The organism is Wenzhouxiangella indolica, from assembly GCF_042310355.1.
In the GTDB taxonomy this organism is placed as follows: domain Bacteria; phylum Pseudomonadota; class Gammaproteobacteria; order Xanthomonadales; family Wenzhouxiangellaceae; genus Wenzhouxiangella.
The window spans coordinates 1-15,698 of the sequence record NZ_JBHJMR010000025.1 but is presented as its reverse complement, the minus strand read 5'-3'; the positions used below and the strand labels follow the sequence as shown (position 1 = coordinate 15,698).

The following is a 15,698-nucleotide window of genomic DNA, read 5'->3' as shown; positions in this document are numbered from 1 at the left end:
CCGCAAGGCAATCTATACGACCAATGCCATCGAGTCACTCAACAGCGTGATCCGGAAGGCGACGCGGCAGCGCAAGATCTTCCCGCACGACGAGTCGGCTCTGAAAGTGACGTTCATGGCGATCCAGGCGGCGTCACAGAAATGGACCCGACCGATCCATCACTGGAAGGACGCCCTGAACCAATTTATTATCAACTTCGAAGATCGGGTGACCGATCACCTATGAGGATGGGCGGTTACACAGAAATCGGGACAGGCTCCGATGCCGTGATGACCCCGTTTTCTGGATATCTGGCACCAGATATTCCGACCCACTCCAGAACCATTATTTCCTTTTTTTATCTGTGTTTATCTGTGTTCATCTGTGGACATATTATTCTTTTGGGTTCTAGACACGAAAGTGCCGGCACAAGGCCGGCACTCGCTCTTCTGAATTGTTGCTGCTTCGTCAGATGACGTAGACGAAGACGAACAGGCCCAGCCAGACGACGTCGACGAAGTGCCAGTACCAGGCGACGGCCTCGAAGCCGAAGTGGTTTTTCTTGGAGAAATGCCCGGCCATGCAGCGCAGGGTGATCACGATCAGCATGATGGTGCCCAGCGTCACGTGCAGGCCGTGGAAGCCGGTGAGCATGAAAAAGGTCGAGCCGTAGATGCCCGAACCGAGCGTCAGGCCGAGATCCTGGTAAGCGTGAACGTATTCGCTCGCCTGAAAGTATAGGAAGATCGCGCCCAGCGCCACGGTGGCGGCCATCCAGCCGATCAGGGCGCCGCGCTTGGCTTTCTTCAGCGCCCAGTGGGCCAGCGTGATGGTCAGGCCGGACGTCAGCAGGATCAGGGTATTGAGCAGCGGCAGGCCGAACGCCGGGATGGTCTCGAAGCCGCCGCCGAGCGTGGAGGGGCCGGCCGTGGGCCAGGCCGAGTCGAACTGCGGGTAGAGCAGTTCGTTGGTCATGGCGCCCGTGCCCTCTCCGCCGAGCCACGGCACCGCGAACACGCGCGCGTAGAACAGGGCGCCGAAGAAAGCGGCAAAGAACATCACTTCCGAGAAGATGAACCAGATCATCCCCTGACGGAAGGAACCGTCGACGGCGTCGTTGTAGAGGCCGTCCTCCGATTCACGAATCACCTGGGCGAACCAGCCGAAGATCATCACCAGGACGATGGCCGTGCCGGCGAGCGTGAACCAGGGCCCGATGGCCGCCTGGTTGAACCAGGTGGCGGCGCCGATCATCATCACGAACAGGCCGATCGAACCGACAATGGGCCACTTGGCCGTGTGGGGTACGTAGTAGTGTCCTTGTGCCATGCTTGTTCCCTGATCCAGTTTCTTTTGCGGCCGACCTGTCGGCCGACTCCGTTGTTTCCCTGATGGCGCCCGGGTGTCGCCGGGGCCGGTTTCGTTCAAGCGGCGCCGATCACGCCCCTCAGGATGAAGCCCAGGTAGATGACCGTTACGACCGCGGCCAGAACGAGCGCCGTGCGAATCGCACGGCGACGTCGTTGACGATGCTGGTCCTTACCCTCGGTCATTTCTCCGCCGCGCCCCGCTCAGGCCAGGTTGTCGGAGTGGGCGGCGACGCTGTCGTCGACCTTGGGCGGCGTGTCGAAGGTGTGCAGCGGGGCCGGGGAGGGCACCGTCCACTCCAGGCCACGCGCGCCTTCCCAGACCTGGTCGGTGGCACGCTCGCCGCCGCGCGCAGCCTGCCACACGATGTAGACGAACAGCAACTGGGCCAGCCCGAACGCGAAGCCGCCGATCGAGGAGATCATGTTGAACTCGGAGAACTGCACGGCGTAGTCGGGAATGCGTCGCGGCATGCCGGCCAGCCCGAGATAGTGTTGCGGGAAGAACAGCACGTTGACCGAGATGGTCGACCACCAGAAGTGAATCTTGCCCAGCTTCTCGTTGTACATGTAGCCGGTCCACTTGGGCAGCCAGTAGTAGGCGCCGGCCATGATCGCGAACACCGAGCCGGTCACCAGCACGTAGTGGAAGTGGGCCACAACGAAGTAGGTGTCGTGGTACTGGAAGTCGGCCGGCACGATGGCCAGCATCAGGCCCGAGAAGCCGCCGATGGTGAACAGCACGATGAAGCCCAGCGCGAACAGCATCGGAGTTTCGAAGCTCATCGAGCCGCGCCACATGGTCGAGACCCAGTTGAACACTTTCACGCCCGTGGGTACGGCGATGATCATGGTGGCGTACATGAAGAACAGGTTGCCCCCCAGCGGCATGCCGACGGTGAACATGTGGTGGGCCCAGACGATGAACGACAGGAAGGCGATCGATGCCGTCGCATAGACCATCGAGACGTAGCCGAATAGCGGCTTGCGCGAGAAGGTCGGCAGGATCTCGGAGACGATGCCGAAGGCCGGGAGGATCATGATGTAGACCTCCGGGTGCCCGAAGAACCAGAAAATGTGCTGGTACATCACGGGGTCACCGCCGCCGGCGGCATTGAAGAAGCTGGTGCCGAAGAATCGGTCGGTCAGGAGCATCGTCACAGCACCCGCCAGCACCGGCATGACCGCGATTAGCAAGAAGCCGGTGATCAGCCAGGTCCAGACGAACAGCGGCATGCGCAGCAGGGTCATGCCCGGCGCGCGCATATTCAGGATGGTGACGATGATATTGATCGCGCCCATGATCGAGGAAATTCCCATCAGGTGGATGGCGAAGATCACGAAGGCGATATTGGTTCCGCCCTGCAGGGACAGGGGCGGATACAGGGTCCAGCCCGAAGCCGGTCCGCCGCTGCCGATGCCGACAAAGCCCAGCACCAGCGGCATCAGCAAAATGGCAAACGCGAACGGCAGAATCCAGAACGACCAGTTGTTCATCCGCGGCAGGGCCATGTCGGGCGCCCCGATCATCAGCGGCACCATCCAGTTGGCCAGGCCGACGAAGGCGGGCATCACGGCGCCGAAGATCATCACCAGTGCATGCATGGTGGTCATCTGGTTGAAGAATTCGGGGTTGACCAGTTGCAGGCCCGGCAGGAAGAGTTCGGCACGGATGACCAGGGCCATGGCCCCGCCGACCAGGAACATGGCAAGCGAGAATATCAGGTAGAGCGTGCCGATCTCCTTGTGGTTCGTGGTGAACAGCCAGCGCGCCAGACCGGTCGGGTGGTCGGCGTGATGCTCGTCGTGGTTCAGTGTGGTTTCGTGACTCATGACTTGGATTCCTCGATTCTGCTCACTCTGTTCAGCCCTGATCAGCGGTCGCGGTCAGCGCTTCGCTGGCGTCCGCCGACTGCTCCGACTTGCGGCTTTCCACCCACTGGCGGTAGTCCTCCGGCGATACGGCCTCGACCACGATCGGCATGAAACCGTGATCCTTGCCGCACAGTTCCGCGCACTGACCGCGATAGATGCCTTCTTCCTCGATCAGGGTCCAGGCTTCGTTGACCGTGCCGGGGATGGCGTCGCGCTTCCAGCCCAGTTCCGGCACCCACCAGGAGTGGATGACATCGCCGGAGGTCAGCAAAAGGCGGATCTTCGTGTCGGTCGGCACGATCAGACGCTGATCGACTTCGAGCAGGTAGTTCTCGACCGTGCGCACGTCCACGCCGGAGCCGATCTGGCGGGCGCGATTGCTCTCGCGGTCCAGCATCGAATACAGGCTGATGTCGTCTTCCAGGTACTCGTACTGCCACAGCCACTGATAACCGGTCACCTTGATGTTGATGTCGGCACCGCCGGTGTCTTCCATATCGATCAGCACGCGGGTGGCCGGAATGGCCATGACCACCAGGATCAGCACGGGGATGGCCGTCCAGGTGATCTCGGCGAAGGTCGAGTGGCTGAACTTCGCCGGTTCGTAATCCTTCGATTTGCGATGCACGACGATCGACGTGAACATGGCCGTGAAGACCAGAACGCCGATGACGGTGACCACGGCCAGAATGACGTTGTGCAGCTGATAGACGTCCTTGCTGAACGGCGTTACGCCGGCGGGCAGGTTGTCGCCCACGGCGTAGATGCCCCATGTGACCACGATGATGACCGCCATCACTGCCAGGGCCACGATCAGTTCGTTCGTTCTCTTCATCCTCGACTCACCTGTGATTGCTTGCTCCACCCCGGGCGTCAAACGGCCGGAGGCTCTCCTTAAGGGCGCCAGCCAGCGCCAGTTTTTCGCCGGTCGGCAGAAACTCGCCGACGACCTGGCGCCGCCCATGACACGTGACGACTACCCGGCGCTCGCCCATCGGGCGATCCTCGACCTGCACCCGAACCCAGGCGGACGGCCACTTCGACCGTGTCCTGCGCCGGGCATCGAAATGCTCGATAGTCAGGTTGTCGCGATCAATCCGCATTCGCTCGCGCACCCAGTTGCCGCGCCAGGCCAGTCGCATGCACCATCCGACAATGATCAGGTGGATGATTGCAGCCACCATGATCGGCCAGAAGCCCAGCAGAAGCGGACCGAGCGCGACCAGCAGCGTGACTGCGCTCAAACCGAGAAACACCGCGGCCAGCCGGTCGAGCGACATGGACAGGTTGGAGCGCGCCTCGATTGTGCTCGAGCGACGCATATCCGAACTGTGCCGGGTGTCGATCACGGGTGGATGCCGTGTTTCTTGATGTAGGTCGGTATTCTAGCCCATGCGGCATCAACGTGGCAGGGGAAATTGTTTCTTCGGCGGGCCGCCGGCCGATCCGCAGCCCCCCGTGAAGACCGCTGGCACCAGCCGTGGACCACCTTCGGTTACACTTGCATATTGCTTGTAAACCCGTATTCCGAGGCCTCCATGAGTCGAGATTCGCACCCTTTCGTCACCGTAGAGCCATTTTCCCCGGACGCGTTGCGCAAGGCGCTGGATGACGCCTGGCACGCGGATGAGGGGGAGCATGTGCGCTTCCTGCTCGAGCAGGTGCCGCTCGACGCCGGGCAGCGCGAACGCATCCGCGACGACGCCCTCGACCTGGTCGAGCGCGTGCGCGAGCGCAGCCGCGATGCCGGCGTGATGGAAGCGTTCATGCGTGAATACGATCTGTCGTCGGAGGAGGGTGTGATCCTGATGTGCTTGGCCGAGGCGCTGCTGCGTATTCCCGACAACGACACGGCCGAGCAACTGATCTCCGACAAACTTTCCGATGCCGACTGGGAGTCCCACCTGGGCAAGAGTTCCTCGGTGTTCGTCAATGCCGGCACCTGGGGCCTGATGCTGACCGGTCGCCTGGTCAGCGTGAAGGGTTCGGAGAAGCGCAGCATCGGTACCGTGCTGTCGAAGATCGCCAACAAGTCCGGCGAGCCCGTGGTGCGCACTGCCATTCGCCAGGCCATGCGCATCATGGGGCACCAGTACGTCATGGGGCGCAACATCGAAGAGGCGATGGAGCGCTCTAAGAAGAAGGCCAACCGGCAGTTTCGCTACTCGTTCGACATGCTCGGTGAGGCCGCCCTGACCGCGGCCGACGCGCGCCGCTACTTTGATTCCTATGCCAACGCCATCGACGCCATCGGCCGCGCCACCGAGGGCGACAACGTCTTCGCGCTGCCGAGCATCTCGGTCAAGCTCTCGGCCCTGCATCCGCGCTACGAACACGCCCAGCACGCCCGGATCATGGAAGAACTGGTGCCGCGGCTGCGGGAACTGACCCGCCGCGCGCGCAAGGCCGGCATTGCCCTGACGGTCGATGCCGAGGAAGCCGACCGCCTGATGCCTTCCTTCGATGTCTTCGCCGCCGTGCTGGCCGACCCCGAACTGGCCGGCTGGGACGGTTTCGGACTCGCCCTGCAGGCCTACCAGCGGCGGGCCTGGGCCGCCATCGACTGGCTGGCCGAGCAGGCGCGCGAAACCGGGCACCGCATTCCCATCCGTCTGGTCAAGGGTGCTTACTGGGATACCGAGATCAAGCTGTCCCAGATCGAGGGGGTCGAGGGCTACCCGGTTTTCACGCGCAAGGCCAACACGGACCTGTCCTTCCTCGCCTGCGCCGGCAAGCTGTTGTCGCTGCCCGAGTGTTTCTACCCGCAGTTCGCCACGCACAATGCGCACACGATCGCGGCCATCGGCGAACTGGCCGGAGACAACAGCGAATACGAATACCAGCGGTTGCACGGCATGGGACAGCAGTTGTATGAAGAGGTGCTCGACAACGACCGGTTCAACGGCCAGTGCCGAGTCTACGCGCCGGTGGGCAACCACAAGGATCTTCTACCCTACCTGGTGCGTCGGCTGCTCGAGAACGGCGCCAATACCTCTTTCGTCAACCGCATCGTCGACGAAAAGCTGCCGGCCGAGAAGGTGGTCGACGACCCCATCGCCGAGGTGCTGTCGCATTCGAGTATGTCGCACCCGCGCATTCCGCTGCCGGCCGACATCTACGGCAGCGAACGTCGCAACAGCCGCGGCATCAATATCGCACGTGATTCCGAACTGCAGACGCTCAAGCAGGGCATGGAGGCGGCGCTTTCCCGCGACTGGTCGGCCGCGCCCACCGGCAAGGCCGCCCGCAGCGCGAGCGAGAGCAACCTGAATTCGCCGTCCGACTCCGGCGTGACCGCCGGTCGGGTCAGCTGGACGGCACCCGGTTCGGTCTCCGACGCCGTTTCGGCGGCGGTCGCCGCCCAAAGGGCCTGGGACGAGCGCGGTGCGGCCGAACGAGCCGATATCCTCGACCGAATCGGCGATCTGTACGAGCAGCACTGCACCGAACTGATGGCGATCTGCACCCGCGAGGGGGGCAAGTCGCTGCTCGACGGCATCGCCGAGGTCCGCGAGGCGGTCGATTTCTGCCGCTACTACGCGATGCAGGCGCGACAGGAGCTGGCCGAGCCGGTGGCCCTGCCCGGGCCGACGGGTGAATCGAACACGCTGCGCATGCACGGCAAGGGCGTGTTCGTGTGCATCAGCCCCTGGAATTTCCCGCTGGCGATCTTTACCGGCCAGATCGTGGCCGCACTGGTCGCCGGCAACGCGGTGCTGGCCAAGCCGGCAGAGCAGACCCCGCTGATTGCCGCCCGCGCCGTGGCCTTGATGCACGAGGCCGGCGTGCCCGGCGACGCCCTGCAGTGCCTGCCGGGCGACGGCAAGGTCGGTGCGGCCCTGACCGGCGATGCGCGCATCGCCGGCGTCGCCTTCACCGGCTCGACCGAGACGGCGCGCATCATCAACCGGACCCTGGCCGAACGCGACGGCCCGATCGCCACCCTGATCGCCGAGACCGGCGGTCAGAACGCCATGATCGTCGACTCCTCGGCGCTGCCCGAACAGGTCGTCAAGGACGTGATTCACTCGGCCTTCCTCAGCGCCGGGCAGCGCTGTTCGGCCCTGCGCGTGCTCTACGTCCAGGAGGACGTGGCCGACAAGATGCTGGAAATGCTCGCCGGTGCGATGGAGGAAATCGCCGTCGGCGATCCCGGCCTGCTCGAGACCGACATCGGCCCGGTCATCGACGAGGGGCAGCTCGAAATGCTCACCGAGCACGCCGAGCGCATGGACCGCGAGGCGAAGCTGATCGCCACAACGCCCCTGCGAGCAGATTTGCCACCGGGTCACTGGTTCGCCCCCCGCGCCTACGAGATCGACGGCATCGATCGGCTCGAGCGGGAAATCTTCGGACCGATCCTCCACGTGGTGCGCTACAAATCGAGCGAGCTCGAAGCGGTCATCGACAAGATCAACGGCACCGGCTACGGCCTCACCCTCGGCGTCCACAGCCGCATCGACCGTGTGTATCGCCACATCGCGCACCGGGCCTGCGTGGGCAACGCCTACGTCAACCGCAACATGACCGGTGCGGTGGTCGGGGTTCAGCCATTCGGCGGCGAGGGCCTGTCCGGCACCGGCCCGAAAGCCGGCGGCCCGCACTACCTGCATCGCTTCGTGACCGAGCGCACCCTGACCAACAATACCGCGGCCATCGGCGGCAACGCCTCGCTGATGGCGTTGTCGGATTGAGTCGGGCAAGTGGTGAATCCAAACGCGTGACCTCCGGGACGCCCCACTGATGTACGAATCGTTCTACGGCCTATCCGAGCGCCCGTTCTCGATCACGCCCAACCCGCGCTTCGTCTACCTGAGCCAGCGCCACCGCGATGCGCTCGCGCACCTGCTCTACGGCGTGGGGCAGGGCGGTAGCGGCGGTTTCGTGCAGCTGACCGGAGAAGTCGGTACCGGCAAGACCACGCTGTGCCGGGTCGTTCTCGAGCAGGTGCCGGAGAACACCCGAATTGCCCTGATTCTCAACCCCATGCTGTCGCCGGCGGAGTTGCTGCGGGCGGTCTGTCGCGAGCTCGAGATCTCGATCGAAGGGACCGACGGCAGCCTGCAGCAGCTGCAAGAGCGGCTCAACAGCTACCTGCTCGAGCGCCATGCCGAGGGGGAACGGGTGGTGCTGATCATCGACGAAGCCCAGAACATGAGCCGGGAGGGGCTCGAGCAGATCAGGCTGCTGACCAACCTCGAGACCGCCACCGACAAGCTGCTGCAGATCATCCTGATCGGCCAGCCCGAGTTGCGCGAACTGCTTTCCCGGCCGGAACTGCGCCAGCTTGCCCAGCGCATCACGGCCCGCTATCACCTCGATCCGCTCAACGAAGAGGAAACCGAGGCCTATATCCGCCACCGCCTGCAGATCGGCGGTGCCGAGCGCTGCCCGTTCACCGACGACGGACTGCACGCGATCTTCGACACCTCCGAGGGAGTGCCGCGCCTGGTCAACATCATTGCCGACCGTGCCCTTATGGCCGGGTATGCGCGAGAAGAGGATCGAATCGGCGCCGGGCTGGTTCGCGCCGCTGCCCGCGAAGTGGCCGGCGAAGAACAGGAGCAGGACGGCGGCTGGCTGCGGGGCGTTATCGCGGCCGTCGCCCTGGTCGCGGTGCTGGCCGGGGGCGGGGCGGTGTCCTGGCTCATGCTGCAGCCGAAGGCAGAAACCTCGGCGGGCGCCAATGCAGCCTGGGAAGTGATGCTCGAGGATGCCAGTGCCGCGAGCGCCTGGACGGAGCTCGCGGCGCTGTGGCCCGGCATGAGCGCCGATGCCGTGGCGAGCGCCTGCCGGGATGATGGCGACGAGAACCTGGCCTGCCTGTCCTTGCGCGGCAACTGGTCCTTCGTCGAGGAAATCGACCTGCCGGTCGTGTTGCGGCTGGCCGAACCGGCCGCCGCGCACGTCCTGCTGGTGAGCCTCAGTCAGGGCGACGCGACCCTCCGCCACGGCGGACAGGACTGGCGCGTTCCCCGCAACCAGCTGGAACGACGCTGGCGCGGCGATCTGCTGGTGGCCTGGCCCGACAGCGGCGACTTGCTCAAGCGCGGTGACGGCGGGGCGATGGTCGAGCGCATGAAGAGCCTCGCCGCAGAGGCCCGGTTCGAGCCGTGGACGGGTGGGGTCGACCGCACTTATGATGACCAATTCCGCGACTGGGTGGTGGCCTTCCAGCGGCGGCACGGTATCAACGACGATGGCGTCATCGGACCGGCGACCCGTCTTTTCCTGCGTGCCCCCCACCAGAACGCCCCGCTGTTGCTGACCGAAAACGACGGAGCCTGATCGTGTCTTTCATTCTCGACGCCCTGCGCAAGTCCGATGCACGTCGCCAGCAGTCCGGCGCCCCGGGGCTCAATTCGCCCGAACCCCCGCAGCCGCCGCGACGCCGTCGCCGCCGAGTACTCCCCTGGTTGGGCGTGTCGCTGGCGCTGCTGGCCGTCGTGGCAACGGCCGTCTACCTGCTGCGCCCGGAGTGGTTGCCGCAGGACACTGGCGTGGCCGAGCGGGCGCCGGAATCCGAGGCGCCGGCCGACCAGGGGCCGAAGCGCGAGCAGGACGCAGCTCCCGCCGAGCGCGACGACGGGGCCGGGCAGGACGAAGCGGCCGAGCCGGAATCGCTGGCCCAACAGGTGCCGGCGCGACCTTCTGAGGAAGACAGCGCGCCGGCTGCCGAAGACGAGGATGCCGGCGAATCGCGCCCGAGGGATCGACGCCAGCCCACTCGCGCCAGCCCCGAACGCACCGTTCGGCGCGAGGCGCCGCGCCGGGAATCGGTGCCGATTCCCGCCGAAGAAGCCACCGAGGAACTGGAGCGGCGCATCGCCGAGGAGTCGAGCCGGCGCCGGGAAGCGGAGTCGGCGGAGTCGCGTGACCGGCCCGAGGAAGGACGCTCTGAGCGTCGTCGCCAGGCAGACTCGTCCGGGGACCGCGATTCGGAGTTGACGCCCACCCCGCTCAACGAGGGCGTGGCCGAGTACGTGCAGAGCTGGGATCTGCCCCTGTCGGTGCGGCGCAACCTGCCCGAGCTCAACCTGAGCATCCATGTTTTCTCGCCCAACGAGGCCGAGCGATTCGTCCTGATCAACGGCGAGCGCTACCGGTCCGGCGACAGCGTCGGCGAGGTCGAGATCGTCGATATCAACCGCGACGGCGCCGTCGTCGACTTTCGCTCGCACCGCTTCCTGCTCGAGCCGCGATGATCGCTTCGGCGGGGCTGCGCCGGCGTCGGCTGGCATGGCCATGGGTGCTGACCGCTTTCAGCCTGATCATGCTGGCCGTTCGCGTCCACGCCGAGTGGGCTCTCGGCGAGGCTGGCGATGAATGGATTCGCGCCTGGGGCTTCGTGCCGTCCCAGGTCCTGGCCGCATTCGCGCAGCTTCCCGACAGCTGGAACAGCGCTGCTCTTGCGGGCATTTTCACTTCCCTGTTCGTTCACGGCGACTGGCTGCACCTGGCCGGCAACCTGGCCTACCTGTGGGTGTTCGGCATCACCGTCGAGCGCGCCATCGGTCACTGGGGCCTGGCGCTGAGCTTTCTGCTGCTCGGGGCGGCGGCCAACCTGTTTCTCGCCTGGCAGCTGGGCGAGACCCAGACCCCGGTGATCGGCGCCAGCGGCGGCGTTTCGGCCCTGATCGGCATCTATCTGGGGCTCTTCCCGGTCAGCCGCATGGGCCTTTGGCTGCCGCTGGGTCTGTATCTCCAGTTCGCCCGGGTTCCGGCCGTTCTCGTGATCGGCTCGTGGTTTACGCTGCAACTGATCTATACCGTTTTCGGCAGCCCGGACGGCGCCGTCGCCTGGTGGGCCCACGTGGCCGGGTTCGTCGCCGGGGTGGCGGTTGCGGTTGCGCTTCGGCCGTTCCCGGCCCTGGTCGACCTCAGTCTCCAGGATGATTAGTTCGAACCCGCCGGCTGTGGCCCGAATCCGGGAGTTGTGGTAACGTTTTCGGCGCTTTCGGCGCCGGACCAGGCTCACAACGACACGGGTTTCGGGTCGGATTGACCGGGATCCAACCACAACAACGACACGACGGGGACCAATCGGCATGAACAGCACCCAGCAACAACCCGCCGGAGACGCCGGCAGCGAGCGCGGCTGGCTCGATCGCGCGCTCAATTTCATCGAGGTCGTGGGCAACAAGTTGCCCGACCCCGCCATGCTTTTCCTGCTTCTGATGATCGTGGTCTGGATCCTGTCCTGGCTGTTGTCGGGCATCCAGTTCGGTGCCCAGCATCCGAGTTCGGGCGAGGCGATCACCATCACCAATCTGCTCACAGGCGAGCAACTGGTCAGCTTTCTGACCACGATGGTCACGACCTTCACCAGTTTCGCCCCCCTGGGCGTGGTGCTCGTCGCCATGCTGGGCGTGGGCGTGGCCGAGCAGAGCGGTTACATCAATGCCCTGCTCAAGAAACTGCTGGCGTTCACGCCCAAGATGCTCCTGACGCCGATGCTGATCCTGATCGCGATCGTCAGCCACACCGCCGTCGACGCCGGCTACGTGGTGGTGATTCCGCTCGGGGGCATCATCTTCTACGCCGCCGGCAGGCATCCCCTGGCCGGTATCGCGGCGGCCTTCGCCGGCGTGTCGGGCGGTTTTTCCGCCAACTTCATTCCCTCGGCCATCGATCCCCTGCTCATGGGCTTCACCCAGCCGGCGGCCCAGCTGATCGACGGCGGGGTGAACCTGCACCCGCTGATCAACTACTACTTCACGGCTGCTTCCTGCCTGCTGATCGTACTGCTGGGCTGGTGGCTGACCGATCGCGTGGTCGAGCCGCGCCTGGCGAATACGCCGCTCGACGGTGACGACGACGACATGCCCGAGATGCATCCGATCGAGGGCAAGGAAAGTCGCGCGATGTGGGTCGCGACCACGGTCATGGCGGTGGGGTTCGTCCTGCTGATCCTGTCGCTGCTTCCGGAGACCTCGCCGTTCCGTGATCCGGACTCGGGCAAGCTGACCGACTTCTCGGCACCGATCATGCAGTCGATCGTTCCGTTGATCTTCATCTTCTTCGTGATGCCGGGCGTCATCTACGGTTTCATGACCGGGACGTTCAAGAAAAGCAAGGACGTGGTCGACGCCATGTCGGACACCATGGGCTCGATGGCCTACTACGTCGTCATGGCGTTCTTCTGTGCCCTGTTCGTGGCCGAGTTCGGCCGCTCCGGGCTGGGTGTGCTGCTGGCCGTCGAAGGCGGCAACTTCCTGCGCGAACTGGCCTTGCCGGGCGGCGCGACCCTGTTCGGCATCATCATCCTGGTCGGCTTCGTCAACCTGTTCGTCGGCTCGGCTTCTGCCAAGTGGGCGCTGCTGGCGCCGATCTTCGTGCCCATGCTGATGCAGGTCGGCTTCTCGCCCGAACTGACCCAGGCCGCCTACCGCGTCGGGGACTCCTCGACCAACATCATCACGCCGCTGATGCCGTACTTCCCGCTGGTGGTCGTTTATTGCCAGCGCTACGTCAAGGGCACGGGCATCGGCACCCTGGTGTCGATGATGCTGCCTTACTCGGTGGTCTTCCTGCTGGTCTGGTCAGTCTTCCTGATCGGCTACTGGATGCTCGGCTTCCCGCTTGGCCCCGGCACCAGCTACGTCTACCCGGCCGCCGGATAACCGCTAGCGGCTGATCCAGCCGGCCGGGTCCACCGGCCGGCCGTCCCGGCGCAGCTCGAAGTAGAGGGCGGGCTCGCTCACGCCGCCCGACCGGCCCGCCAGGGCGACCACGTCGCCCGGCGCCACCCAGTCGCCAACGTCGCGCATCAGGGCCTCGTTGTGGGCATAGAGGCTCATGAAGTCGTCGCCGTGGTCGATGATCAGAAGCAGGCCGTAGCCGCGCAGCCACTCGGAATAGGCCACGCGGCCGTGGGCGATGCTTTTTACCTCGTCGCCGGTGTCGGCCTCGATCAGCCAGCCGCTCCACTGCAGCTCGCCGCTGCGGTGATCGCCGAACGCCTGCAGCACGCGGCCGGGCACGGGCATGTCAAGCCCGCCGCGCAGCTCCTCGAACGGCGGGATGGCGATGTCCGCGGGTACGTCGGCGAGGACGTCGGCCAGCTGCTCGAGCAGCTGTGTGAGCTCGCCCGCATCGCGCTCGAGATCGGCCAGGCGTTCCCGATCGCTGTCCAGGCGCTGGTCGAGCTCATCCAGCGCTTGCCCGCGCTGTGCCATGGCCGATTCCAGGCGGCGTGTTTCACGCCGACGCTCATCGAGCAGTTCGCTCAGCCGCTCGGCCTCGTCCGCCAGTTCGGCACGCGTTTGCTCCAGGTCGGTAACGGTGCCGCGCAGCTCCTCGATCGCCGCCAGGCGTGCCCGCGACAGGTAGCCGTGGTAGGCCAGGCGCCGCGAAAGGCGCCTGGGGTCATCCTGGTTGAGCAGCATCTTCAGGCGTGACTGGCCGCCCTGGCGATAGGCGGTGGCCAGCTGCACGGCCAGCTCGGAGGCGCGTTCCCCGGCCTGCGCTTCGAGCTCGGACTGGCGCGACTCCAGGCCGCTGATGTCCGACCTGACTTCGGCCAGCGCCTGGTCGGTTTCGGACTGCGCCCGCCGCGCCCCGCCGACGGCGCGCTCGGCTTCGGCCAGTTGTTCCTGCAGCCGGTCGCGGTCGCCCAGGTTCTCGTCGATGCGCGACTGGATCTGATTGATCTGGGATCGCACTCGCTCGAGTTCCGCCTCGACGGTTTCGCGATCTTCCTGGGCGCGCGGCGCCGACGCGGCGGCCAGCAGCGCCAGCACCGCGAGCGTGGCCAGAAAACCGTCGAGCCGACCCACGCGCCGCTTAGACGGGCCGGGCCAGAGGGCGACCGGTCATTGCCTCGGGCTGTGGCAGCTCGAGCAGGGCCAGCAGGCTCGGGGCGATGTCGCGCAGGCTGCCGCCATCGCGCAACTCGACCGCGCGCGGGCCGAAATAGACCAGGGGGACCGGGTTGGTGGTATGCGAGGTGTGCGGCTGGCCCGTTTCCGGGTCGCTCATCTGTTCGACGTTGCCGTGATCGGCGGTAATCAGCGCTTCGCCGCCGGCGCGCTCGAGGACCGGCAGGACTTCGCCGAGCACGCGGTCGACCGCTTCGACCGCCGCCACGGCGGCCTCGAACTTGCCGCTGTGGCCGACCATGTCGGGGTTGGCGATGTTGCACACGATCACGTCGTAATCGCCGCTTTCGATGGCCGCGACCAGTTCCCTGGTCAGGGCCGGTGCGCTCATCTCCGGCTGCAGGTCGTAGGTGGCCACGCCGGGAGAGGGAATGAGCTTGCGATCCTCGCCGTCGAAGACCTGCTCTTCGCCGCCGTTGAAGAAGTAGGTCACGTGGGCGTATTTCTCGGTCTCGGCGATGCGCAGCTGGCGCATCCGGGCGGCTTCCAGCTCGGCGCCGAACAGGTGCTCGAAGCGCTGTGGCGCGAAGGCGACCTCGACCGGCAGGCCGTCGAGGTAGTGGGTCATGGTGACCATGCTCGACAGGGCAGGGCGCCGGCACTCGAAGCCGTCGAAGCCCGGCTCGACAAAGGCGCGGGTCAGCTGCCGGGCACGGTCGGCGCGGAAGTTGATGAACAGCACGCTGTCGCCATCGTTTACCTTCTTTCCGCCGCCGATCACGGTCGGCATGACGAACTCGTCGTCCTCGCCCCGGGCATAGGCGGACTCAAGCGCTTGCGAGGCGGTATCGGCCTGGTACTCGGCCTCGGCCTCGACGATGGCGTTCCAGGCAAGCCGGGTGCGATCCCAGCGCTGGTCCCGGTCCATGCCGTAGTAGCGGCCGCCGATGCTGCCGATGCTGGCACGGTCGTCTTTCGCCACGGCCGCTTCCAGGCGGGCGATCGAATCGGCGGCGCTGCGCGGCGCGACGTCGCGGCCGTCGAGAAAGGCGTGCACCGCCACCGCCGGCGCGCCGTTGTCGAGCGCCAGGGCCAGGGTCGCCAGCAGGTGATCCTCGTGACTGTGCACCCCGCCGGGCGAGAGCAGGCCCATGATGTGGACGCAGCCGCCGGCGGCCTTCGCCTTTTCGACTCCGCCGAGCAGGGCACGGTTGCGGGCAAAGCTGCCGTCTTCGATCGCCTTGCCGATGCGCGTGAACTCCTGGTAGACGATGCGGCCGGCGCCGAGGTTCATGTGGCCGACTTCGGAGTTGCCCATCTGTCCGGCGGGCAGGCCCACCGACTCGCCCGAGGTATCCAGCAGGGTCCGGGGGCGTTGCGCCCAGAGCGCATCCCAGTTGGGCGTGCGGCCGGTGGTGATGGCGTTGTCGTCGGCAGCTTCGCGCTGCCCCCAGCCATCGAGAATCAACAACATCAGCGGGCGGGGTCGTGGCATGTTTCCCTTGCTCTGGCGTGGATCGGATCGGAAATGATTATCACACAGGCAGCCGGCACAATGCTGTCAACCCAAAGTAGAAACGTCCCCTTTTCTGCAAAGTAGAAATGTCCCCTCCGGGGTCAGGATGTTCGGCCTAGATAGCCGGTTCTCCACGGATG

At 65.6% G+C, this 15,698-nt stretch carries 13 protein-coding genes; 6 read left to right on the top strand and 7 right to left on the bottom strand.

Going from position 1 to position 15,698, the window contains the following annotated elements; genetic code table 11:
* Positions 1–226 (top strand): transposase (locus tag ACDC67_RS15550; protein WP_376694552.1); only part of this gene is annotated, 226 nt, incomplete at its 5' end.
* A 222-nt stretch (positions 227–448) separates the two neighbouring features.
* Here ACDC67_RS15550 and ACDC67_RS15545 read toward each other — a convergent pair.
* The 5 genes from ACDC67_RS15545 to ACDC67_RS15525 all read right to left on the bottom strand — a co-directional run bounded on the left by ACDC67_RS15545 (position 449) and on the right by ACDC67_RS15525 (position 4,571).
* Complete coding sequence (locus ACDC67_RS15545; RefSeq protein WP_376694551.1) at positions 449–1,309, bottom strand: cytochrome c oxidase subunit 3; 861 nt, start codon at positions 1,307–1,309, stop codon at positions 449–451.
* 95 nt (positions 1,310–1,404) lie between these two features.
* Positions 1,405–1,533 (bottom strand): hypothetical protein, encoded by a 129-nt coding sequence (locus ACDC67_RS15540; protein ID WP_376694550.1) that lies wholly within the window; start codon positions 1,531–1,533, stop codon positions 1,405–1,407.
* Between the two features lie 18 nt (positions 1,534–1,551).
* A complete protein-coding gene (ctaD, locus tag ACDC67_RS15535) occupies positions 1,552–3,180 on the bottom strand; it encodes a cytochrome c oxidase subunit I (protein WP_376694549.1) in 1,629 nt (542 codons plus the stop codon).
* Positions 3,181–3,211: 31 nt separating this feature from the next.
* Positions 3,212–4,057, bottom strand: coding sequence for a cytochrome c oxidase subunit II (coxB, locus tag ACDC67_RS15530; RefSeq protein WP_376694548.1), 846 nt, complete (start codon positions 4,055–4,057; stop codon positions 3,212–3,214).
* A gap of 7 nt (positions 4,058–4,064) precedes the next feature.
* On the bottom strand, positions 4,065–4,571 hold the full coding sequence (locus tag ACDC67_RS15525; RefSeq protein WP_376694547.1) for a DUF2244 domain-containing protein: 507 nt from the start codon (positions 4,569–4,571) through the stop codon (positions 4,065–4,067).
* A 189-nt stretch (positions 4,572–4,760) separates the two neighbouring features.
* Here ACDC67_RS15525 and putA point away from each other — a divergent pair, with 189 nt between their 5' ends.
* The 5 genes from putA (at position 4,761) to ACDC67_RS15500 (ending at position 12,845) form a co-directional block, all read left to right on the top strand.
* Positions 4,761–7,916: a bifunctional proline dehydrogenase/L-glutamate gamma-semialdehyde dehydrogenase PutA gene (gene putA / locus ACDC67_RS15520; RefSeq protein ID WP_376694546.1), complete on the top strand. Its 3,156-nt coding sequence runs from the start codon at positions 4,761–4,763 to the stop codon at positions 7,914–7,916.
* 49 nt (positions 7,917–7,965) lie between these two features.
* Positions 7,966–9,510 (top strand): ExeA family protein, encoded by a 1,545-nt coding sequence (locus ACDC67_RS15515; RefSeq protein WP_376694545.1) that lies wholly within the window; start codon positions 7,966–7,968, stop codon positions 9,508–9,510.
* A gap of 2 nt (positions 9,511–9,512) precedes the next feature.
* Positions 9,513–10,427 carry a general secretion pathway protein GspB gene (locus ACDC67_RS15510; RefSeq protein WP_376694544.1) on the top strand — a complete coding sequence of 305 codons (915 nt, stop codon included), beginning with the start codon at positions 9,513–9,515 and terminating at the stop codon, positions 10,425–10,427.
* The gene (locus ACDC67_RS15505) at positions 10,424–11,122 is read left to right on the top strand and encodes a rhomboid family intramembrane serine protease (RefSeq protein WP_376694543.1); all 699 of its coding nucleotides are present in this window, start codon (positions 10,424–10,426) and stop codon (positions 11,120–11,122) included. The genes ACDC67_RS15510 and ACDC67_RS15505 overlap by 4 nt, the downstream gene beginning before the upstream one ends.
* Positions 11,123–11,270: 148 nt before the next feature.
* On the top strand, positions 11,271–12,845 hold the full coding sequence (locus ACDC67_RS15500) for an AbgT family transporter (protein ID WP_376694542.1): 1,575 nt from the start codon (positions 11,271–11,273) through the stop codon (positions 12,843–12,845).
* A 3-nt stretch (positions 12,846–12,848) separates the two neighbouring features.
* On the opposite strand, the gene ACDC67_RS15495 is transcribed toward ACDC67_RS15500, so the two are convergent.
* Positions 12,849–14,000, bottom strand: a complete 1,152-nt coding sequence (locus ACDC67_RS15495) for a murein hydrolase activator EnvC family protein (RefSeq protein ID WP_376694541.1) — start codon at positions 13,998–14,000, stop codon at positions 12,849–12,851.
* A gap of 7 nt (positions 14,001–14,007) precedes the next feature.
* Positions 14,008–15,537 (bottom strand): 2,3-bisphosphoglycerate-independent phosphoglycerate mutase, encoded by a 1,530-nt coding sequence (gene gpmI / locus ACDC67_RS15490; protein WP_376694540.1) that lies wholly within the window; start codon positions 15,535–15,537, stop codon positions 14,008–14,010.
* Positions 15,538–15,698: the final 161 nt, after the last annotated feature.

Bases quoted from the DNA above. Each gene is read 5' to 3' on its own strand.
- ACDC67_RS15545 (WP_376694551.1), bottom strand. From the start codon at position 1,309: ATGGCACAAGGACACTACTACGTACCCCACACGGCCAAGTGGCCCATT.
- ACDC67_RS15540 (WP_376694550.1), bottom strand. From the start codon at position 1,533: ATGACCGAGGGTAAGGACCAGCATCGTCAACGACGTCGCCGTGCGATT.
- ctaD (WP_376694549.1), bottom strand. From the start codon at position 3,180: ATGAGTCACGAAACCACACTGAACCACGACGAGCATCACGCCGACCAC.
- coxB (WP_376694548.1), bottom strand. From the start codon at position 4,057: ATGAAGAGAACGAACGAACTGATCGTGGCCCTGGCAGTGATGGCGGTC.
- putA (WP_376694546.1), top strand. From the start codon at position 4,761: ATGAGTCGAGATTCGCACCCTTTCGTCACCGTAGAGCCATTTTCCCCG.
- ACDC67_RS15515 (WP_376694545.1), top strand. From the start codon at position 7,966: ATGTACGAATCGTTCTACGGCCTATCCGAGCGCCCGTTCTCGATCACG.
- ACDC67_RS15505 (WP_376694543.1), top strand. From the start codon at position 10,424: ATGATCGCTTCGGCGGGGCTGCGCCGGCGTCGGCTGGCATGGCCATGG.
- ACDC67_RS15500 (WP_376694542.1), top strand. From the start codon at position 11,271: ATGAACAGCACCCAGCAACAACCCGCCGGAGACGCCGGCAGCGAGCGC.
- gpmI (WP_376694540.1), bottom strand. From the start codon at position 15,537: ATGCCACGACCCCGCCCGCTGATGTTGTTGATTCTCGATGGCTGGGGG.